The organism is Fictibacillus sp. B-59209 (genome assembly GCF_036216745.1).
GTDB lineage: Bacteria > Bacillota > Bacilli > Bacillales > Fictibacillaceae > Fictibacillus_C > Fictibacillus_C marinisediminis.
Genome location: NZ_JARMMC010000005.1, coordinates 322,693 through 343,832, shown reverse-complemented (window position 1 = coordinate 343,832; position 21,140 = coordinate 322,693). Strand labels below are relative to the sequence as shown.

Annotated in this window: 18 protein-coding genes; 4 read left to right on the top strand and 14 right to left on the bottom strand. The window is 43.1% G+C overall.

What is annotated here, in order from left to right; genetic code table 11:
* The first annotated feature begins 17 nt into the window (after positions 1-17).
* Positions 18-665, top strand: coding sequence for an acetoin utilization AcuB family protein (locus P4361_RS04160; RefSeq protein ID WP_265409972.1), 648 nt, complete (start codon positions 18-20; stop codon positions 663-665).
* A complete protein-coding gene (locus P4361_RS04155; RefSeq protein WP_328088389.1) occupies positions 662-1,822 on the top strand; it encodes an acetoin utilization protein AcuC in 1,161 nt (386 codons plus the stop codon). Before P4361_RS04160 ends, P4361_RS04155 begins: the two co-directional genes overlap by 4 nt.
* Before the next feature lie 34 nt (positions 1,823-1,856).
* Here P4361_RS04155 and P4361_RS04150 read toward each other — a convergent pair whose 3' ends face one another.
* From P4361_RS04150 to P4361_RS04120, 7 genes are all read right to left on the bottom strand, one after another.
* Positions 1,857-2,558, bottom strand: a complete 702-nt coding sequence (locus tag P4361_RS04150; protein ID WP_091003861.1) for a 5'-methylthioadenosine/adenosylhomocysteine nucleosidase — start codon at positions 2,556-2,558, stop codon at positions 1,857-1,859.
* 138 nt (positions 2,559-2,696) lie between these two features.
* Entirely contained in the window at positions 2,697-3,704 is a 1,008-nt protein-coding gene (ccpA, locus tag P4361_RS04145; RefSeq protein ID WP_053357540.1) for a catabolite control protein A, read from the bottom strand.
* A 222-nt stretch (positions 3,705-3,926) separates the two neighbouring features.
* Positions 3,927-5,831: an LTA synthase family protein gene (locus P4361_RS04140; protein WP_328088388.1), complete on the bottom strand. Its 1,905-nt coding sequence runs from the start codon at positions 5,829-5,831 to the stop codon at positions 3,927-3,929.
* Positions 5,832-6,120: 289 nt separating this feature from the next.
* Positions 6,121-7,182, bottom strand: a complete 1,062-nt coding sequence (locus tag P4361_RS04135) for a bifunctional 3-deoxy-7-phosphoheptulonate synthase/chorismate mutase (protein WP_328088387.1) — start codon at positions 7,180-7,182, stop codon at positions 6,121-6,123.
* Between the two features lie 131 nt (positions 7,183-7,313).
* Complete coding sequence (gene ytxJ, locus P4361_RS04130; protein ID WP_328088386.1) at positions 7,314-7,640, bottom strand: bacillithiol system redox-active protein YtxJ; 327 nt, start codon at positions 7,638-7,640, stop codon at positions 7,314-7,316.
* Between the two features lie 78 nt (positions 7,641-7,718).
* A complete protein-coding gene (locus P4361_RS04125) occupies positions 7,719-8,138 on the bottom strand; it encodes a YtxH domain-containing protein (RefSeq protein ID WP_328088385.1) in 420 nt (139 codons plus the stop codon).
* Between the two features lie 11 nt (positions 8,139-8,149).
* Positions 8,150-8,596 carry a DUF948 domain-containing protein gene (locus P4361_RS04120; RefSeq protein ID WP_053357534.1) on the bottom strand — a complete coding sequence of 149 codons (447 nt, stop codon included), beginning with the start codon at positions 8,594-8,596 and terminating at the stop codon, positions 8,150-8,152.
* A gap of 191 nt (positions 8,597-8,787) precedes the next feature.
* On the opposite strand from P4361_RS04120, the gene P4361_RS04115 reads away from it, so the two are divergent.
* Entirely contained in the window at positions 8,788-9,900 is a 1,113-nt protein-coding gene (locus P4361_RS04115) for an aminopeptidase (RefSeq protein WP_091003854.1), read from the top strand.
* Positions 9,901-10,008: 108 nt separating this feature from the next.
* On the opposite strand, the gene murC is transcribed toward P4361_RS04115, so the two are convergent.
* From murC to P4361_RS04080, 7 genes are all read right to left on the bottom strand, one after another.
* Positions 10,009-11,337 carry a UDP-N-acetylmuramate--L-alanine ligase gene (murC, locus tag P4361_RS04110; RefSeq protein ID WP_256226308.1) on the bottom strand — a complete coding sequence of 443 codons (1,329 nt, stop codon included), beginning with the start codon at positions 11,335-11,337 and terminating at the stop codon, positions 10,009-10,011.
* Positions 11,338-11,634: 297 nt separating this feature from the next.
* A complete protein-coding gene (locus P4361_RS04105; RefSeq protein ID WP_091003848.1) occupies positions 11,635-12,732 on the bottom strand; it encodes a nicotinate phosphoribosyltransferase in 1,098 nt (365 codons plus the stop codon).
* Positions 12,733-12,947: 215 nt separating this feature from the next.
* Entirely contained in the window at positions 12,948-15,722 is a 2,775-nt protein-coding gene (locus P4361_RS04100) for a DNA translocase FtsK (protein ID WP_256226309.1), read from the bottom strand.
* Positions 15,723-16,038: 316 nt separating this feature from the next.
* Complete coding sequence (locus P4361_RS04095; RefSeq protein WP_053357529.1) at positions 16,039-16,851, bottom strand: DUF1444 domain-containing protein; 813 nt, start codon at positions 16,849-16,851, stop codon at positions 16,039-16,041.
* 115 nt (positions 16,852-16,966) lie between these two features.
* Positions 16,967-17,383: a preQ(1) synthase gene (gene queF / locus P4361_RS04090; RefSeq protein ID WP_062233742.1), complete on the bottom strand. Its 417-nt coding sequence runs from the start codon at positions 17,381-17,383 to the stop codon at positions 16,967-16,969.
* Positions 17,384-17,452: 69 nt separating this feature from the next.
* Positions 17,453-17,782, bottom strand: a complete 330-nt coding sequence (locus P4361_RS04085) for a thioredoxin family protein (protein ID WP_053357527.1) — start codon at positions 17,780-17,782, stop codon at positions 17,453-17,455.
* 15 nt (positions 17,783-17,797) lie between these two features.
* Positions 17,798-18,793: a PTS transporter subunit IIC gene (locus tag P4361_RS04080; RefSeq protein ID WP_425590221.1), complete on the bottom strand. Its 996-nt coding sequence runs from the start codon at positions 18,791-18,793 to the stop codon at positions 17,798-17,800.
* Positions 18,794-18,990: 197 nt separating this feature from the next.
* On the opposite strand from P4361_RS04080, the gene P4361_RS04075 reads away from it, so the two are divergent.
* The gene (locus tag P4361_RS04075; protein ID WP_328088383.1) at positions 18,991-21,138 is read left to right on the top strand and encodes a methyl-accepting chemotaxis protein; all 2,148 of its coding nucleotides are present in this window, start codon (positions 18,991-18,993) and stop codon (positions 21,136-21,138) included.
* The last annotated feature ends 2 nt before the right edge of the window (positions 21,139-21,140 follow it).

Sequence of the window (21,140 nt, the reverse complement as noted above, 5' to 3'; positions counted from 1 at the left end):
AGAAAGGAGAAATAAAGATGATTGTTCAGGACATGATGAATAAACAGGCTGTTACAGCCATGCCACAAACGACGATTAAGGAAGCTCTGCTTCTTTTAAAAACTCACCGCATCCGCCATTTGCCGATTGTTGATGAAGAAGGATTGCTTGTCGGCATTATTTCTGATCGTGATTTAAGAGACGCCAGCCCGTCCATCTTTGATGCTGCCGATCATCCTGAAGAATTTCAGCGGCCCGTTTCTGAGATAATGAAACGTGATGTGATCACTGCACATTCACTTGATTTTGCCGAAGACCTTCTTGGTGTTTTTTACGAGCATCAGATCGGCTGCATCCCCGTCCTTGAGAAGAAAAAACTGGTAGGGGTCATCACTGAACGGGACATGCTGTACACTCTCATACAGCTTACAGGTGCCCATCAGCCCAGCTCACACCTTGAGGTTAAGGTTGAAAATATCGCTGGCAAACTGGCTGATGTTGCTTCTCTGATCAAGAATTTTAAAATTAACATCAACAGTGTTCTCGTCTATCCGGACAAACAAGAAGAACACCAAAAGATTCTGGTGTTCCGGATCGGGACAATGAATCCATACCGCATCGCTTCTGAACTAAGGCAGAATGGTTATGACGTCATTTGGCCGCAGGAACCGGAAGTGGAAAGATGAAGAAACCGGTTTTTATCTATTCCGAGGACATGCTTCGCTATAAATTCAATGAAGATCATCCCTTTAACCAGCTGCGTGTCCAATTAACATATGAACTTCTGCGTTCTTCCGGTGCCTTGGAGGACAGCCAGATCGTAAAACCCAGGATGGCTACAGACGAAGAAATCGGCCTCATACATGACGAAGCATATATTGAGGCAGTAAAAAAAGCAGGCGAAGGAACATTGAACGCTGTTTCCGCTGAAAATTACGGCCTTGGAACAGAGGACACGCCCATTTTTCCCGGCATGCATGAAGCCAGTGCACTTATTGTCGGAGCTACCTTAACTGCTGCAGATATGGTCATGGAGGGCAAAGCTTCTTATGGTTTCAACGCCAGCGGAGGCCTTCATCACGGATTCAGAGGGAAGGCATCCGGTTTTTGCGTCTATAATGACTGCGCGGTGGCTATTGCATATTTAAAAAAGAAGTATGGCGTGAAAGTTCTGTATGTGGATACTGATGCCCATCACGGTGACGGAGTCCAATGGGCGTTTTATGAGGATCCGGATGCCTGTACGCTATCCATTCATGAAACAGGCAGATACCTGTTTCCCGGAACCGGAAATGTGACAGAAAAAGGCCAGAGTGACGGATACGGCTACTCTTTCAATTTACCGGTAGACGCCTTTACGGAAGATGAGTCCTGGCTCAGCCTCTATGAAACCGCCCTGAATGAAGTAACCGCCTTCTTTAAGCCCGATGTGATCCTCACCCAGAACGGTGCTGACGCCCACTACTTTGACCCGCTGACACACCTGTCAGTTACGATGAACTCGTTCCACGCCATACCGAGGATCGCAAAAAAAGCAGCAGACCGGTACTGCGGTGGAAAATGGATTGCTACAGGAGGCGGCGGATATGACATCTGGCGTGTCGTGCCGCGGGCATGGTCGGAAATCTGGCTTGCCATGAACGATATCGACTTAAAAGGATCTTTGCCGATGGAGTGGGTGGAAAAGTGGCAAAAACAAGCACCTGTCACGCTTCCTCTTACTTGGGAGGATCCTGACAAGCTGTATAAACCGATTCCCCGCAAACAGGAGATCACAGAAAAAAATGCGCTGACCCTTTCAAAGGCACTTCACCATATTCGGGATTATACAAAAAACACCTGATGGAATCTCTCTATCAGGTGTTTCATTTTTTCTATTAAATCGTCTTTAGCATTTCTTCAACAATGGAGGATGATCGTTCGGCAGCAAGCTTAGTGAATTCTGTGAAATTTACCGTTGCTTCCCCGTTGGCTTTGTCTGAAATCGAACGAATGACCACAAACGGAACATCATTTAAAAAGGCAGTCTGCGCTACAGCTGAGCCTTCCATCTCAATACATGCGCCATCAAACTGCTGAAAATACTTTTCAACGGTCTCCCGGCTGGCAATGAATTGATCCCCGCTTAAAATTCTTCCTTTGCGGACATGAATATCCCGTATCTTTGCAGCTGCCTGTTCAGCAAGCTCAACAAGGCTCGGACAAGCTGTAAAATCAGATTCATAATCGAACATCGGTATTGTTCCCTGTGGAAAATGCGGCCCAAGAGCCGAAGCATCCATATCATGCTGCAGTGCGCTGGTGGAGATGACAATATCCCCAATCTCAAGCTCAGGATGAAGAGCTCCTGCAACTCCTGTAAATAAAATATGAGTCACTTTAAAACGGTCGATCAAAACCTGTGTGGTAATCGCAGCATTCACTTTTCCCACACCTGATTTACAAAGGACCACTTCTTTAGTTCCATAGGTGCCTTCATAATATTTACCTTTGGCATGAACGCTTTCCCCATAAATATCAAGGGCTTGTCTCATGTAATGAATTTCTTCATCCATGGCCCCAATTATGCCAATTCTCAATTCTTCTCCCACCTTTATCTTCTTGGCTTTGTTAAAACGGCTGATTTGTGAAACAAATGAAGCGCCAGAAAAGCAGATGGGTAGAAGCTTGCTTGTTCCCTTCTGTTTTTCAGAGGCGCTTCAATCACACCAATTTTATTAATCGTTGTTCTTTGTTGTGTTGCGGAACTGAATACGGTGAGGAAGAACGACTGTGTTCTCTTCCACCTTTTCTTTGTTCATCAATTTTGTCAATAGGCGCATCGCAACTGCACCGATATCATACATCGGCTGTACGACGGTTGAAAGGGTTGGTCTGACCATGGTTGCAAGCCTTGTATTGTCAAAACCGATTACTTCAAGGTCCCCCGGTACAGTCAATCCTTTATCCTGTGCGCCGTGGATAACACCAAGTGCCATTTCATCTGTGCCGACAAAAATCGCTGTAGGCATGTTTCCACTCTCAAGGAATGTTTCAACTGCTTCAATACCGGAATCATACGTGTAATCACCGACAAAAATCTGCTTTTCGTCAACTGTTTTTCCTGCGTCCTCCATCGCTTTACGGAAACCCGTAAACTTATGATAGCCATTGATCGGGTCTTCAAGTGGACCAGTGACCATAGCTACTGATTCATGGCCAGATTTCAGAAGATGCTCCACTGCATCATACACGGCTTGCTGATAGTCAATGTTAACGGATGGTATTTCCTTTTCCATATCAACCGTTGCAGCCATTACAACCGGCACAGGGGATTTTTTAAATTCTTCTACAAGCTCTTCTGTGATTTTACCGCCCATAAAAACGATTCCATCCACTTGCTTGCCAAGCAATGTATTGAGAAGGTGTATTTCTTTTTCTTTGTTTTGATCCGAATTACACAAAATAATATTGTATTTATACATCGTAGCAATGTCTTCAATTCCACGGGCAAGTTCAGCGAAAAAGATGCTTGCAATATCAGGGATGATCACACCTACTGTTGTTGTCTTCTTGCTCGCAAGTCCTCTTGCAACAGCGTTAGGACGGTATCCTAGGCGTTCGATTGCTTCAAGCACCTTTTTTCTTGTAGATGGTTTTACATTCGGGTTTCCATTTACGACACGTGAAACAGTTGCCATAGAGACTCCTGCTTCACGGGCCACATCATAAATTGTTGTATTCAATTTGATAATCCTCCTTTAATTCCACAATCCAGACAGGTTATGTAATGTTATTGATATCATACAGTAAAGGACTGCAGTTAGGCAACGAAAAGCAGTGACAGCGCTATAATCCAGCGGGGAAAAGTGAATATTTTACAAATTCTTTTGTATAGTTTTCTCCATTCCCCGTAAGTACATACAAAACAGCAAAAACCGGCTGAAATCAGCCGGTTAATTTTACTGTTATTTTGTTTCTTGGTTTGGGACAATTTTTCCGTCTTTAAAGAATCGGAGTAAGTCTCCATAAACTACTTTATCTGACAGATTCAGGTCTTTTTCAGCCTTTTCTTTTGCAGGCTTACATAGCTTATTAGCCACTTCTTTTCCATCTGTCTGATTGTAGCATTTTTCTTTTTCTCCGGAATAAACATAATCTTTCGTAATCGCACTTCCGTCCCTTTGAACGGTGAAATCATCACGTTCAGGAGAGAAAAGGTCAGAGCCGAACTGAATGTCACCTTTTGTTTTTATACCGAGCAGATGCAGAATGGTCGGTTTCAAATCAACCTCTCCGCCGATCGTATGCATCGTTTTTCCTTTTTGGCCCGGAACATGAATGAACAATGGTGTTTTTTGAAGCTTAAGATGCTCATAAGGTGTAACTTCTTTTCCTAAAATCTTGCTCATCGCTTTATTATGGTTTTCTGAAATACCATAATGGTCTCCGTACAAGATGACAACTGAGTTATCATAAAGCCCTGAAGCTTTCAGCTGCTGGAAGAACTGTTTTAATGCCTCATCCTGGTATCGAGCGGTAACAAAGTAATTATCCACTGTAGGATCTCCTGTGTTAGCCGGCTGGATCGACTTTTCCTGATCATTGTTCAAAATGAAAGGATGATGATTTGTCAATGTGATGAATTTACTGTAGAACGGCTGTTTGAGATTTTCAAGCATCGGCATGGATTGCTTGAAGAACTCCTTATCTTTTAAGCCATAGTTTACTGAGTTCTGGTCCGTCACATGGTAATAAGGCTTAGAATAAAACTTGTTGTAGCCTAACGTATCATACATGATATCCCGGTTCCAGAAGCTTTTATTATTGGCATGGAACACCACAGGATTATAGCCCCTCTGTTTTACAATTTCAGGTGTGGCATGGTATTTGTTCTGAGCTTTTGTTGCATATACAGAACCGCCTGGGAGTCCATATAGCGAGTTATCGATCAAAAACTCCGCATCTGACGTTTTGCCCTGTCCAGTATTATGGTAGAAGTTATCGAAGTAATAACTGTTTTTTGTTAAGTCGTTCAAAAACGGTGTTACTTCCTGGCCGTGAAGCTTTTTGTTAATCAGGAAGTTCTGTGTTGATTCCATCGACACAAGGATCACGTTCTTTCCTTTTGCCGCGCCAAACATTTTATCATCTGGTTTTTTATAATCGGAATCCACATAGTTCTTTACGTCTGATAAGTCGTTGCTGTCCGCTAATGCCCGCTGTGTTGATGATTTTGTGCTTAATACTGCATCATACACATGGTAGTTGTAGATCCCCATCAATTTTACGAGGATCGCACGGTCAAACGTTCTTGTTAATAATTCAGGGCGCTGAATTTCAGCCATTCCAATGTTGGCCAAGAAAATGCTCAGCGCGGAAACAAATACAAGCCCAATGGTTTTCTTTTTGATCTTTTCAACGGGCTTAACTTTTTTAAATAATACAATGGTCAATAACAGTAGAAAGTCCAAGAAATATAAAATATCCAGCGGGTGCATCAAACTTTTGGCACTTCCGCCAATGTCACCAAAGTTTTTAAATTGAAACAGTACCGGTATGGTAATAAAGTCATCAAAAAAACGATGGTAGACAATATTAGCATATAAAATAAATGACATGATAAAATGTATCGTTAACAATGCTTTGTTTCGGCTCTTAACGGGGGCAAATAAACTTAAACCCAAGAAGAATAGTGCCGAACTCAGTGGAGTAATCACTAAAATAATTTGCTGCATCACATTCTCGAGATCAAGATTTAAACTGAAACGAAAAGCTAAGTATGATTTAATCCAAAGAAGTGTAACGGCAAGCAAGAAAAAATTCAATGATTTTTTAGTTGTTGTTTGTGTGTTTTGTTCAAGGTTGTTCATCTGTTTCCCTCCTCTAAAAGGTAAGGACAATGCTACAAATTGACCGAATTGCAGTCTTTTTTTGTTTACCCCACTCATTATACGCACTTAAAAGAGGAAGTAAAAATACCTGTACGTTGATTATCCGGCAAATCCTCTTTCTTATAAAGATGGCGTTTGTCAGAAGGGAACGATTCTTTAAATTCCTTTAATATGCTCGTATATGCTCAGTTATTGCTGTTTTTCTTTTCCTTAATATTCATGGCCATCCATAATCATGAAAAAACTCTCCGCTAGGGAGAGTTTTTGGTTAGGCGAAGGTTTTCGCTTTCTTATATAAACCGCTTGTGACTAAATCATCGACAAACTTTTGAAATTCCAGAAGGTTCATCTGCTGTGCTGAATCGGATAACGCTTGTTCGGGATGCGGATGCACCTCTGCCATAATCCCGTCAGCACCGATCGCCAATGCGGCCTTTGCAGCAGGCACGAGCAGATCCTTCCGTCCGGTCGAATGGGTAACATCCACAAAAACAGGAAGGTGTGTCTCTTGCTTCAGAATAGGCACAGCGGTAATATCCAGTGTATTTCTTGTTGCTTTCTCATATGTTCTTATCCCGCGCTCGCAAAGTATGATCTGATCATTTCCGCCTGCCATGACATATTCAGCGCTATACACTAATTCCTCAATGGTCGCTGCTAGTCCCCTTTTTAAAAGTACAGGCTTTCTGAGCTTCCCCGCTTCTTTCAGGAGCTCAAAGTTTTGCATGTTTCTTGCCCCGATTTGAATGATATCCAAAAGTTCTTCGGCTGCTTCTAAATCCCTTGGATCAACGATCTCACTGATGACAGCCAACCCGTATTTGTCTCCTGCCTGACGCAGCAGTTTAAGGCCTTCCAGCCCGAGTCCCTGAAAATCATAGGGTGAGGATCTAGGCTTAAAAGCCCCGCCGCGCATAAATGCCAGTCCTTGCTCTTTAACAGCCCTTGCCGCCTCATCCAGCTGATGTTCACTTTCCACTGCACACGGTCCTGCGATCAGATGGGGAAGGCCATTTCCAATCTTTTCTCCATTAATGGAAAGCACCGTGTTTTCAGGGTGTTTTTTTCTTGAAACGAGGAGATGTCGGTCATTCTGCTGCCCAGGTTTTTTTTCAGCATCTTCAAGTTGTTTAACAATGTTCAGCAATACGTCTTTCTGCAATGACCCTGTCTTATACTGCTTGGCCCTCTCACGCAGAGCAAATTTACTTTCCAGCCTTAAGGCTTCGTTCCTTTGCAGCAATGCTTCTCGTTTATTCAGCAGTTCAAGCAGCTGCATGTCCAGACCTTCCAAAAGGTCTCTCAGCTCGTCTAACTTTTCTGTGCTCATCCTAACCTCTCCTATGCTCTGTTTTTAAAACACATTCATTATAGTCGAAAGTAACAGGGGCTGTCACCTCTATGAAAATAAAAAAACCCGTTCTGCCCGTGCCAAAGCGGGGCAAAACAGGAGCTTTCACATTATTGATTAAAATGATCCTCAAGCGCAGAATAGGTAATAGCCCAATGAGAGCCGTTCCATTTTACCCCGCCATTTTCAAAAAGCAAGACTTGGGGAGATTCATGTTTGACCCCATAAGTCTCTGCAATCTCGTTGGAAAGCGGCCGCGCTTCCTGAACGTTCAAGTAGTATAGGTTCCCACTTTGATCTTCAGCAAATTTTTTGTACTCTTCAAAAGCCGCATGACTGATCGGGCAAGTTGTGCTGTTCTTCAGTACAAACACTCTCCCATTTTCGCTTATCGCCTTTTTAAAAGCTTCTGAATCTGAAATTTTCGTTAATGGCATATCGTTTCCTCCTTTATATAAAAAAAACGGAGAAGATTCATCTTCTCCGCTTATCATTTCACATTTATTCAGATGGTATCAATATTTGTGCTCAACAAGTTCTTCTTCAGTTACCGTATTCGGCTGACGGTTAACTTCAGTTTCTGCTTGGCTTCCATATGCATCAGCACTCTCATCCATCACATCTTTGCCTTTATTTCTCCAATTATCAAGGTCTCGGCGGATGCTGGTCGTTAACTCCTTCACCTTGCCAGCCACTTGATTGGACTGCTCGGAAACGGTACGAGCAATATTGGATGATTTATCTTTCGCCATCGCAGACCATTCAGTGCTCTTATCCTTAATTGTGCCTGCCTGCTCATTGATGTCATTCCTTAATTCCTTACCGCTTTTAGGAGCCATCAATAGTGCAGAAGCAGCACCTACAATTCCACCCACAAGAGCACCAATAATAAAATCTTTACTGTTAATGTTTTGGTTGTTGTTTTCGTTACTCATGATTCTCCTCCTTATTGGTATTGTTTTCTTCGGGAAGATTCCAATTTGGATTTTTTAATCTTCCATTTTTCCCAAAGGTTGATTGCAACGTTACCCCATTGAACCGCCTGGGAAATATTCTCAGACTGCCGCTCAGCACCAGTAGAAATTTTCTCTGTTACTTTGCGGACAGATTGATTCACATTATGAATAGAGCTTCCTAAATCCTGTACGGCAGAAAACACAGTGTTCAAGGAATCTGCCTTGGTTTGGACATCTTCAGCAAGTTTGTTTGTTTTGTGAAGCAGCTGAGCTGTCTCTGAAGTCACTCCGTTTAATTGAGTTTCTAGCCCATCTAATGTTTTCGCTACGTTATCAAGTGTTCCCTGCAAGGATTTTAAAGTACGGGCTAAGAAAAACACGAGGACAACAAATGCGAGGGCAATGATTGCGACACTTATTGGAATCAGTACGTTCATATTTCCGCGACACCTCCTGATATGATTGGTTTTAAAATTACCCTATGCCCATAAAACTAAACATGTATCCTACTATTCTACAATATTTACCGATTTCCTTCTAGAATTGGGGTTTGAACATTACAAATTGTTTAAATTGAGTTAAAATAGATACGTTAGGCCTATCAACATAATTCGAGGGGGAAATTTCTTTGAGAGATCCACGCATTCAACAATTAGCCAAAAATCTAATTACATACTCTGTTAATCTCCAAAAAGGGGAAAAGGTTCTTATTGAAAACTTCGGCTTTCAAAAAGAGCTTGTCAATGCACTTGTACAAGAAGCATACGCAGCAGGCGGATATCCTTTCGTATTGCTGAAAGACCATTCCGTGATGCGCCAGCAATACATGGAAGCGTCTGAGGATCAGATGAAACTTATCGCTAAGCATGAAGGCGATCTTATGTCGCAAATGGACGCGTACATCGGTCTGCGTTCAGGAGACAATATCAACGAATTATCTGATGTGCCTGCTGAAAAAATGGCGCTCTATGAAAGAACAGTCTTCGCAATGCACCGCGATATTCGTATTAAGAAAACGAAATGGGTCGTTCTTCGTTACCCTAACGCATCCATGGCTCAGCTTGCCAGCATGAGCACCGATGCTTTTGAAGACTTCTACTTCCAAGTATGCAACCTGGATTACGGCAATATGAACGAAGCGATGAAATCTCTGGAAGATCTTATGAACAGAACGGATAAAGTCCATCTTAAAGGACCTGGAACCGATCTTACTTTCTCTATTAAAGACATTCCGGCAATCCGCTGTGCGGGAGCCAACAATATTCCAGACGGAGAAGTATTCACTGCGCCAGTGCGCGACTCTGTAAATGGAACGATCACGTACAATACTCCTTCTCCATATCAAGGCTATACGTTTGAAAACGTATCTCTTACTTTCGAAAACGGAAAAATCGTAAATGCGACTGCCAATGATTCAGAGCGCATCAACAAAATCTTTGATACAGATGAAGGATCCCGCTATATCGGAGAATTTGCCATCGGTGTAAATCCTTTCATCCAGCATCCGATGAAAGACATTCTGTTTGATGAGAAGATTGACGGAAGCTTCCACTTCACACCTGGACAAGCATATGAAGAAGCATATAACGGCAATGACTCTAACATCCACTGGGATATGGTTATGATCCAGCGCCCTGACTATGGCGGCGGAGAAATCTATTTTGATGATGTATTGATCCGTAAGGACGGACGTTTTGTTCTTCCTGAGCTTGACAAGCTTAACCCTGAGAACCTTAAATAAGTGATATTAAAAGCGCCGGAGGATAAACCTTCCGGCGCTTTTTTTACTGGAGTTCATTTTCATTCATATAAAAAAAGGGGGACTCTTCCCGAGTCCCCCTTTTCATCGTTATCCAATTCGTGTACTTTTCCCTTTGTTTTCTTCAACTTCCTGTTCATAGGACTTTTGAAACTTTTGAATATCTCCAGCACCCATAAACAATAGAATACCGTCTTTGTGCTGTTCCAGAATGCCTACTTCATTCTCTGTGAGAAGCTGTGCATTCGGAATTAGGTCCTGCAGGTCTTTTATCGTGAGTGTACCTGCATTTTCACGTGCGGAACCGAAGATATCACACAGATAAACATAATCGGCTTTGCTTAAGCTATCACCGAATTCTTGCAGAAACGTTTTCGTTCTCGTGAAAGTATGGGGCTGAAAAATCGCCACAACATCACGGTCTTTGTACTTATATTTAGTGGCTTCAATTGTAGCACTGATTTCTGTTGGATGATGAGCATAATCATCGACCAATACTTGATTGCCAAACGGCTTTTCAGAATATCGGCGCTTTACACCACTAAACGTTTTTAGACGGTCAGAAATAATATCAACGGGTACATCCTCATAGTGGCACAACGCAATAACCGCTAACGCATTGAGGATGTTGTGGGTTCCATACCCCGTAATCGTAAATGTGTTATAAAAAGTGTTGCGCACAAAAACATCAAATGTAGTGCCGATCTCATCACGCTTAATATTGGCTGCCTGAAAATCGTTGTGTTCTCCAAGGCCATAAAATACGACGGGTACGTTTGCATGGATCTTCTGCAGATGCTGATCATCACCGCAAGCGATGATTCCTTTTGTTACCTGCATGGCCATCGCCTGAAACGCGCTGATCACATCATCGATATCCTTAAAATAATCAGGATGGTCGAAGTCAATGTTCGTCATGATTCCGTATGCGGGCTCATAGGAAAGAAAATGGCGGCGGTATTCACAAGCCTCGAATACGAAATATTCGCTGTCTTCTACCCCTCTGCCCGTTCCGTCACCGATAAGAAACGAAGTCGGCTTCGCTCCTCCAAGAACATGAGCAAGCAGGCCTGTCGTTGATGTTTTACCGTGCGAGCCTGTTACGGCAACGCCTGTATACTTCTTAACAAAGTCGCCAAGGAAGTGATGATAACGGTAGATCGGCAAGCCAAGCTCCCTTGCTGCTATCAGTTCTTCATTGTCATCCGGGAACGCATTTCCAGCAATAATCGTCTGGCCTTCTTTAATATTGTTTTTATCAAAAGGAAGTATTGTAATCCCGCGCTCGTCAAGAGCCTGCTGGGTAAAGAAATACTTTTCAACGTCAGACCCCTGAACCTCATTTTGCATATCATGAAGTATTTGAGCCAAAGCACTCATTCCGGTACCTTTAATTCCTACAAAGTGATAATGTGTCATGTTAAGACCTCCACAATCAAAAACCTTCTCAGAACCGCATGTTCAGGCAGTCCATTTTTCAAGGCCTATTTTCTGTCAGTATATGCCTGCTTATAAAGTAATGATAATCATCAAAAAGCAAAGCGGTAACCGACTCATTTTCTCATTATAGCAAAAAACAATGTCTATCTCCATTACTTCTGGAGGATTGGCCAAAAGAGGCATTTAGTTACAGATTCTTTCCTATTTTGCTCTCGTTTTCCAAATTTATATAGTCCTAAATGAGGGAAAAACTCTTAGACATAAATCTAAGAGTTTCTACTCTACTTTTTCAAGACGGGCATTTGGGCGATAGATCCGGCCCGCTTTCGCTTGAGGCTTTCCATGCATCAAAACGTTATCCCCGGTAAACCCAATATTAATTTTAAGGAGATTGCTCCCTACTCCATATATATCGACTGGTACACCATGTTTTTCAAAAGAAGTGATCCGTTCTTCAGTAAAGCCGCCGCTGACCACGATTTTAACATGCTGAAATCCTTCCTGATCAAGCGCTTTTCTCAATGCAAAAATCAGTTCGGGGTTTACTCCCCGCGGATCGAAGCTGCCTAAAACCTCAGGATTGCGGAAGAAATGCTGATCGACCATCGTTCGGGATGTGTCGATACGCACCCCTTTTAAAACACTGCCAAATTCTCTCGCTACTTTCAGAGCGTCTGTGATCGCATCATTGTTGTAATCAACCAGCGCCATCAGTTCATCTTCCGGATAGGTTTCGTGATAAGCTTTTGTCGCTTCAACAATGTCCCCGCCAAACAGTTGAATAAGAGCATGAGGCATCGTCCCCATTCCCTGCTTCCCCCACCATTCATTCATCGCATGGGTGGCCTGAGCTGTTGAACCGCCGATGTATGCAGCGTAGCCGTCACCCGCCTGCTGAGCGAAGTGGTCGTCGCGGTCACCCATAAAGATAACGGGCTTTTGAACACCCGATATACTGGCCGCTTTAACTACGTTATATACATTTGTCGCCACAGACGTCCTTCTCGCTAAGATCCCATCAAGCATCCCTTCAAGGAATCCAAAATGCTGATAAGGTCCGGTAATGGTAAAGACCGTCTCAAAAGGAGAAATCTTATCGCCATCCTTGAGCGAATAAATTTCCAGGTCATCCGCGTTTTTTGCAAATGTCTTGATTAAGGCAATTGCTTCATCTGTTCCGCAAAGAACAGACTCGTTTTTTTGAAAAAATTGCATCGTTACTATATTGTCGGGCTTGAATTTTTTTACGATTTCACATGTTTTCAGGAAGTACACAGCCGAGAACCAGCCGTCACCCGCCCGTTCATCAAATTTGAACGTCTGATTGGTCAAGCGTTTGATTTTTCCCTGTAACTTCAATTCAATCTCTTTCATATAAACTCCTCATCACCTGGTCAAGAAATTTGCAATTTGCTGTTTTCCTTATCTTAATAAAACCTGCAAGACTCATACTTCCTTATAATATAGAACTACTCTTCAGAAAACAAGAGAAACTGATTAGTATCCTTGCTGGCAATGAAGCCGAAAAAAAGAGGCGTCCTTTGGAAAGCCGCTTGGCTGTCCCAGGACACCTTTTTTAACAATTACAATTAAACTTCTGCTTCGCTGTACATTTTGCTTTGGAATTCTTCTTGTGACATGAGGACGTTTCTCGGCTTGCTTCCCATCGCTTCCGATACAAGACCGAACGCTTCCATCATTTCTACGAGGCGGGCGGCACGGTTATAGCCCACCCTGAACCTCCTCTGGATGCTTGATGACGAGGCTGCGCCAACATCCAGTACATAATAACATGCTTCTTCAAAAAGATCGTCTTCCTGTTCAACCGTCTGATTGGACTGGATCAATTCTTCTCTGCTGAACAAATAATGCGTCGGATACTGTTCTTTGACGAAAGCCGTAACTCGTTCGATCTCTTCATCAGAAACAAAGTTTCCTTGAATGCGGACCGCTTTGCTCGAACCATTTTCCATGAACAGCATATCTCCGCGGCCGAGCAGCCGTTCTGCCCCGCTGATATCAATGATAGTTCTGGAATCAATCGCTGAAGATACAGCGAACGCTGCGCGAGTCGGGATATTTGCTTTAATCAAGCCAGTAATGACGTCAACTGAAGGCCTCTGGGTTGCCAGCAGGAGATGAATGCCGCAGGCTCTGGCTTTTTGGGCAATCCTGCAGATCGCTTCTTCTACGTCCTGCGGTGAGACCATCATAAGATCTGCCAGTTCGTCTATCACCACCACGATGTAAGGCATCTTGTTGGCATAGAGCTGTTCACTCTTCATTTTGTCATTATATCGTTTAATATCGCGAACGCCATTTCTGGCAAAGGCTTCATATCGGCGCTCCATCTCCTCTACTGTCCATTTCAGGGCCGTTGTCGCTTCCTTTGGATCTGTAATAACAGGAGTTACGAGGTGCGGTATGGCATTATAAGGAGCCAGCTCCACCATTTTAGGATCAACCAGAAGAAGGCGAACATCCTCTGGTGATGCCTTATACATTAAAGAAACCAAAATGGAGTTGATGCATACACTTTTACCCGATCCGGTTGCTCCTGCTATAAGTCCATGGGGCATCTTCTGCAGATCGGTCACGATAGGTGAACCTGAGAGATCCAGCCCCAGTGCGACAGTAAGTGGAGAAGAGCTTTCCCTGAATTCCTCACTCTGCAGAATTTCACGCAAATACACGGCCTGGCTGTGACGGTTTGGAACTTCAATTCCTATCGTGTTTTTTCCGGGAATCGGCGCTTCAATCCGGATATCCTTGGCGGACAAGCTTAATTTAATGTCATCGCTAAGATTCGTAATTTTGTTAACCTTTACGCCGGGTGCGGGCTGAACTTCCAGTCTTGTAACGGAAGGGCCCTTGGTCATATTTACTACTCTGGCGTTCACATTAAAGTTATCAAGCGTCAGCTGAAGGAGGTCTCTCTGTTCTTCCATCCAAAGGCTGTCATCCTCTTCCTGTACGGGCGGATGATGCAGCAGGTCCAGCTGAGGAAATGAAGAAGCAGAAACAGGTTCCGGCGAATGTCTTACAGCTTGTTCTTTCTTCACAAGCGAATTTTTCACCTCTGGCTGCCGATCTGCCGGTTTGCGGTCTTTTTTCAACATCAGAACATTAAAGGGAACATAGGAGCCCCCAGGCTTTTTCACCGGCTCTTTTTGGTGCTCAGCAACTTCCCGTTGTCTCTCATCAACAGCGGGTGATAGTATTTCTTCTGGCTGTTCATGATACTCTTCCATTGGTTCTGATTCTGGTTCTGCAGATGCAGATTCCATTACTATAGGTTCTGAATTCAAAGATTCATAAACCGTTTCCGTTTCTAGTGCTGGAAGGCTTTCTTCCATTCTCTGTTCAACTGCTGTTCGTTCTGTCTTAAGTTCCGGGGAGCTCTCCAGCTGAATTACTGGTTCAGATGGTTCAGTCAGCTCGATCGTATCTTTTTTAAATTCATCAAGCAGGAGAATCGGTTCATCTTTGGAACGGACGAGTCCAAGCGGTTGTTCCTCCTTCTCTTCATGCAATACAGGCGGCTCAACTTCCTCATCTCTCTGAAGTACGACAGGTTCTTTAATGGTAATCGGTTCTTTTAACAGCTCTTCCATCAATTCATTATCCGGAATTTTTTTCTTTTGAATTTCTGATAGCTTCCATAGCCCCGGATTTAAAATTGTGTCAGGTCTTCTTTCACCATAACCATATATTGGAGATGGTACCTGTGAAGGCTTAAAATTGCTTTTTGGCCGTTCCTCATATGCAGTGGGAATGCTTTCTTCCTTATTGTCCTTGCTGCTCTTATCCCTGCTGCCAAACCCATAAATGGGTGAAGGAATCTCGGTCGGCCTAAACTGGCTTTTTGAAGAAGGATTGCTGTATCGATTATCAGCCGTATTCGAGTTTTCCTTTCCAATTCGCCCTTCCCTGCTGCCAAATCCGTAGATGGGCGAAGGGATCTCAGAAGGCTTGAATACTCTTGCCTTTTCTTCTTTGGATGCTGATGCCTGTTTTTCCTTAATAGGGATTTCTTTTTTTTGTTCTAACGCAGGTTGATAGGTCTCTTTCACATTCTTATAAGCTGGTGCCTTTGAATAGCTGGGTTTATTCGCTCTGGCTGACCTGTATGTACCTAGTTCTTCTTCATCTGATACGAGCGGAAAACGAAATTTCCCTTCTGATGGATAGCGGCTCACCATCCGTGGTGCAGAATTGTATTGGCCGTTCTGAAAACGTCCAACCGTGCGTTGATTTCCAGATTCTGTTTTCTCTTGCTTATGTATTTCTTGATTTATTGATTCTTCTGTTTCAGAAGGTTCATCATCAAACATAAAATTCATCATCTTTTTAAACCACGACATTGCCATCACCTTCTTTTTTTCTAGGTCTATCTTTTTATTGTAGCGGAATTTGTCACATTCTTTAAGAAAAAATTGCCAACAAATTCAAAAAATATAAAAACCACTAGATTTCTCTAGCGGTTATGGATAAAGGCGAGCTTACCGGCCATTGAACAGCCACCTAAACTGGAGGAAAAAAGCCGCCTAAAACTTCCTGTCATTCAGCAAGATTCGGGTGATTCTGCTTTTCTTCAACATACCTTATAATAAATTTCGGTCTAAGACAAGCTTTTATGACTTTTTTACAGCCATTTTTACCAAGAATTTCTTTGATTCCCTACTCTCCTTCTGTTTCATCGACAGGCTTGTTTTTTGCCAAGATGAAAACAGGTTCAAGTTCACCGTTCTCATAAAGGAAAGGCAGGGCGGTTACTGGCACACGGCCGTTCATAAAGAACTGCATCGCCATCTGAGCCAAGATATCATACCCCTGGTTATTCCGAATATCTGCCAAGATGAGGACGTCCTGATGCGGAACGGCAGCAGCAAGAGTACCTGACACTTCCTTTTCCATTCGGTCAAGCAAAGCCGAGTTGAGAATTCTGCTCGCATCATATCCATCATTATGGTTGATAAAGTAGAAGGTGTTGCCCGCAACCTCATCTCTCTTCATCTCTGTATCCAGGGAACGAACATTAAAACGGGCGATCTCCATTAACTGTTCTCTGCTGATGTTTAAATCCTGAAGCATTTTTTCACTAATAAGCCGGTATGTGTTCCCAAGATCCAGAGCATAAAAGACGGATGTTTCAGCTGTATGCTCCTCATGGATTAAAGCGTCTCCTTCAGGCGATTCTGTCGGAAAAGAAGTTGACCGGATGACAGGAAAGATATTCTTTTCCTTTTTGGTTTCAGGAGATGCCTCGATGGCATTGAGAGCTTCTTCCACATGGTAAACAAGCTCATCCAAAAAGGCGTCCTTTTTCTTTTGCCATTCCACAGTCAGCCCAGGAAGAGAAAGAGTAATTCCCTTCTGATGCTCTTTATGTTCTATTCTAAGCTGTTCGTTTTCACGGTCATACGACAATTGCCATTCAGGCCGGTTCAGTCTTTCTTCAAGCACCTTTTTCAGTTTAAGGCTTGTACTCATGCTATCCCTCCAGTTATGAAAGCATAAAAAACCTCCTGAACGGAGGTTTTTTGAAGTAAATTCGTTGATGTGATGTCCCGCGCAAGTTCTTAATCAGGAAACTGCGCTTTTCTCACTAGTCTTGTTTATATTCTACAACAACTTCAGTGCCTAATCCTCCGCGTGCATTCCATGTTGCGACAATTTTAAGGTACTTTGGTTTAAGAAGGTCAACAAGGTCTTCCTTCATTTTGTTTGTTGCATGCTCCTGATAGATCCCTACGTTTCTGTAAGAAGTCAGATAGTATTTTAATGATTTCATCTCTACTAAATCTCCGTTCGGGATATAGCTGATGATGATGTCCGCAAAGTCAGGAAGGCCAGACCATGGACAAACAGAGGTAAACTCTGTTGTTGGAATGGTAACCAGTGTATCCTTGCCAGCATACTCGTAAGGAATGGTTTCTAAAATATCGACCAAAATGACGCTTTCATCTTCTATATCAAAACGAATGCCTTCGTATTTCTTATGATTTACTTCTACCTTTGCCATTATTAAACGCCCTCTCTAAATGTAATTCCCGACGTATAAACGTACTGTTACGATTTTAACATATTTCTCTTATTCGTTGGCGTTTACAGGCAAATTATTTATAAATGCGGTGATTTGCTCTTTTGTTTTGCGCTCCTTGTCTACATACCTGCCGATTTCTTTTCCTTCATGGAAAGCGACAAAGCTTGGGATACCGAAAATATCAAGTTCCTGGCAAAGCTCGATATGCTGGTCACGGTCAACAAAGACAAATGTATATTGGCTGAATTCCTGTTCGAGTTCAGGAAGAAATGGTTTAATAAACACGCAATCCGGGCACCAGCCTGCCGAGAAAACAGCAATAACGGTTCCCTGCATCGTCAATTCTTTAAATTCTCCGATTGATTCAAGCGTTCTCATGAAAAATCTCTCCTCTTACTGGTTTATTTTCATATCTCCTGGCTTAATGTATCCTTTTTTCCTCATCCATTCTGAAATTACCAGACTAATCAGTATTGGTCCAGCAAAATGCAACAGAAAAATATATAGGATCACATGCCAGCTGAATCCCATGGACCGAAGCGTCATGATCTGTCCAACGAGCCCGCTGGTCCCCATCCCCGCTCCTGCTGGAATGTTGACCGTATGAAATACCAGCGTACCGATTGGGGCCAGTATGATTCCTGCCAGGGTTGGGGGAATTAATATTTTCGGATTGCGGACTACATTCGGAAACTGCAGCTTCGAAGTTCCAATTCCTTGAGTGATCCATCCTCCAAACCCATTGTCTCTGTAACTGATGGTGGCGAACCCGATCATCTGTGCCGCACATCCGATGGTAGCCGCTCCCGCAGCCAAGCCTTCTAATCCAAGCATGATAGCAATTGCTGCACTCGAGACCGGGCCAGTAAGAGCTAAACCGAGCAGTACCGCCACAAGGATGCTCATGATCAGCGGCCGCTGTTCGGTGGCCCACATGACAAGGTGTCCGAACGCTTTCATGAAATGTTCGATGCCTGGCCCTGCAAAATAGGCCACTGAATAACCGGCCAGAATGGTCACTGCCGGAGTAATAAGGATATCCACTTTTGTTTCCTTGGACACCAGTTTCCCGGCTTCAACCGCGACTAATGTTGCAGCAAAACAGCCGGCTACACTTCCAAGCTCGGCTCCTGCAGAACCTGCCACGACTGAAGCAAACAGGACGAGGGGCGGAGCTTCAAGCCCATATGCGACAGCTGCGCCAATTGCTGGACCAAGCAACGTCATGGCAAGACTGCCCATTTTTATAAAGAAAGGCAAGTGTGCCTGCTCTCCGATTGTTTTTAAGATCAAACCGATCACCAGTGACGACATCAAACCAAGGGCAAAGTAACTGAAGCTGGTTATAAAGTAAACTTTTGGTGAAAGGGAAACTCCTTTTCTTTTCATGAAATGACCCACATTTATTCTCCTCTTTTTTCTTAAATGGTTGATGAATAAGTTCAAACACAACTCATTTATTATACAAGAGTAATAACATCTGTAAAGACAGATGGGATTTTGTCGAAAAATTCACATTACAGACCAATACCTTAATAAACAAAATTAAAAAGATTCCGATAGTAAGGATATAAAGGGGGAACACAATGAACATGTCTATACGCAACAGGGTAAGAACCATGCTATTTATGAGCTTGATCGGATTGCTGATTATGATCGGATTTACGGCATGTTATGTCTGGTTAAGCGGGAAAATGGATCATGAAAAGGAACAATTGCAGCAAAACAGCAATCATAGCAAAGAAATATACAATGATCTAACAACCATCCGCAAAAAGGAACAGGATTATTTACGGCTTCCTTCAACAGAAAAAGCAAACGAAATCAACTCTTCTGTTCTTACATTGCAAAAGAAAGTAGAAAATTATTCAAAGAAAGCAAATAATGCTTCCATAAAGAAAGAATATAAAAACATCTCAAAAAAAATTGAACAATATGGTACATCCTTTGACTCTACTTCTTCTATGGCTGCTCAGATCAGCGGGCTGAAAGATTTGATGGCAGAAACGTCTTCAACCTTTGAGAAGAAAGTTTCCGGTATGAAGGACCTTAAACTATATAATGAGTTTCTCATCATGAACAAATACGAAAAAGAATTTTATTTGTCCTTAAACGAAGAGAATGTAGCAAAATTCCAGGAATCTGCCGGCAAGTTTGAAAAACAGCTTGATAAATCCTCTCTTCCGGAAGATGAATTATCCGATTTCAAAACAAAACTATTAAAATACACGTCCTCGGCTGGTAATATCCAAACGACATCTAAGCAGATCAAAGAAATGACAAGTGATTTTGAATCGATTGCAGCCAATGTTGAGACTTCCATCATGAAAATCGAGAAATCCAATGATCAGAAACGAGCAGAGCTGACAGACAAACAATCCGGATTAAAATCATTGCTCACCTGGCTCTTGATCGGTATCTCTGCAATCGTTATTACAGGCATGACTTTAGCTGGAATCTGGCTGACCCGTTCTATCGCCCGCTCCATCTCATTATTAAAAGAAGGAGCCACAGTCATCGGCAACGGAAATCTAGATTACCGGGTACAAACGGCCTCCAATGATGAGATGGGTGAGCTTGCTGAGACCTTTAACGCCATGGCAGAAAAAATGCAGCGGTCCATGAGTGAAGTGCAGCGTGCTTCTGAACAGCTGGCTGCATCCTCCCAGCACCTTGCCGCGATATCTGAAGAAACGACCGCACAGACAGAGGAAGTTTCAGACGCAGTACAGCAAGTATCCATTGGTGCACAAAGCCAGGCGGATCATTTGCATGAAAGCACTCTGCTATTGACGGAAGTTACAGATGCCATCCAAGAAACTGCTTCCATCAGTGAACAGATCGCAATAGATACCCTTCAGGCGGAAGAAGACGGAAAGTCTGGAATGGAGACTGTTCAGCAGCTCAATACACATTCTGAAAAATTCATTTCGCTCGCGAATGATCTTATTTCTGAAATACAAGATGCCAATGCACAGTCCAAACAGATCCATTCTATCGTACATACCATACAAGAAATCGCGAGAAGCACTGATCTGCTTGCTTTAAATGCTGCCATCGAATCCGCGAGAGCCGGCGAGGCTGGCAGAGGCTTTTCCGTTGTAGCGGCTGAAGTCCGAAAGCTGGCTGAACGCTCCAAAAATGAAGCACAGCAGATTCAGCAGCTTGTTAAACTGATGGGAAGCCAGATGGATAATCTTACTCAGGAAACGGCAAGATTTGAGGACTACCGTAATGAGCAGCTTCAGTCTGTTTCCATGACCAAGCAGGCCTTTGAGTCCATCGTTACCAATGTTGCTGCAATTCACGGAAAGATCAGCCAGATCCAGACGTCGATCCGGCATGTTGGTGAAGCGAATATCGGCCTTTCTGAAAAACTTCATGAAGTCAGTGCCATCTCACAAGAATCAGTGGCTACAAGTGAACAAGTCAGTGAATCAAGTATCCACCAGAAACAGGCGATCAATGAAGTGAACTATGCGGCAAACGAACTACAGGAAATTGCGCTTAATTTGCAGAATGAAGTTCAGCAATTCCATCTTGGAGAATCAGTTAATCATGATATCGAAGAGCAAACTGTCCATGAAGCTGTAGAAGAAGCGTTCCTTGAAGCGGCTCCTGCTCAGCATGAGGAGGAAGTTTCCTATAATGAGAGTGAAGAAGAGTTGAATCACGGTGATGAGATATCTCTGAATCCTCCCCTTAACACTGAGGACGATGAAGAAGTAAAATAGAA

Coding starts and splice junctions, on each gene's coding strand:
- P4361_RS04120 (WP_053357534.1), bottom strand. CDS start 8,596: ATGAACGTACTGATTCCAATAAGTGTCGCAATCATTGCCCTCGCATTT.
- murC (WP_256226308.1), bottom strand. CDS start 11,337: ATGACACATTATCACTTTGTAGGAATTAAAGGTACCGGAATGAGTGCT.
- queF (WP_062233742.1), bottom strand. CDS start 17,383: ATGGCAAAGGTAGAAGTAAATCATAAGAAATACGAAGGCATTCGTTTT.
- P4361_RS04075 (WP_328088383.1), top strand. CDS start 18,991: ATGAACATGTCTATACGCAACAGGGTAAGAACCATGCTATTTATGAGC.
- P4361_RS04085 (WP_053357527.1), bottom strand. CDS start 17,782: ATGAGAACGCTTGAATCAATCGGAGAATTTAAAGAATTGACGATGCAG.
- P4361_RS04140 (WP_328088388.1), bottom strand. CDS start 5,831: ATGAACAACCTTGAACAAAACACACAAACAACAACTAAAAAATCATTG.
- P4361_RS04095 (WP_053357529.1), bottom strand. CDS start 16,851: ATGAGTACAAGCCTTAAACTGAAAAAGGTGCTTGAAGAAAGACTGAAC.
- P4361_RS04080 (WP_425590221.1), bottom strand. CDS start 18,793: ATGAAAAGAAAAGGAGTTTCCCTTTCACCAAAAGTTTACTTTATAACC.
- ytxJ (WP_328088386.1), bottom strand. CDS start 7,640: ATGCCATTAACGAAAATTTCAGATTCAGAAGCTTTTAAAAAGGCGATA.
- P4361_RS04105 (WP_091003848.1), bottom strand. CDS start 12,732: ATGAAAGAGATTGAATTGAAGTTACAGGGAAAAATCAAACGCTTGACC.
- P4361_RS04125 (WP_328088385.1), bottom strand. CDS start 8,138: ATGAGTAACGAAAACAACAACCAAAACATTAACAGTAAAGATTTTATT.
- P4361_RS04135 (WP_328088387.1), bottom strand. CDS start 7,182: ATGAGCACAGAAAAGTTAGACGAGCTGAGAGACCTTTTGGAAGGTCTG.
- P4361_RS04160 (WP_265409972.1), top strand. CDS start 18: ATGATTGTTCAGGACATGATGAATAAACAGGCTGTTACAGCCATGCCA.
- P4361_RS04155 (WP_328088389.1), top strand. CDS start 662: ATGAAGAAACCGGTTTTTATCTATTCCGAGGACATGCTTCGCTATAAA.
- P4361_RS04100 (WP_256226309.1), bottom strand. CDS start 15,722: ATGTCGTGGTTTAAAAAGATGATGAATTTTATGTTTGATGATGAACCT.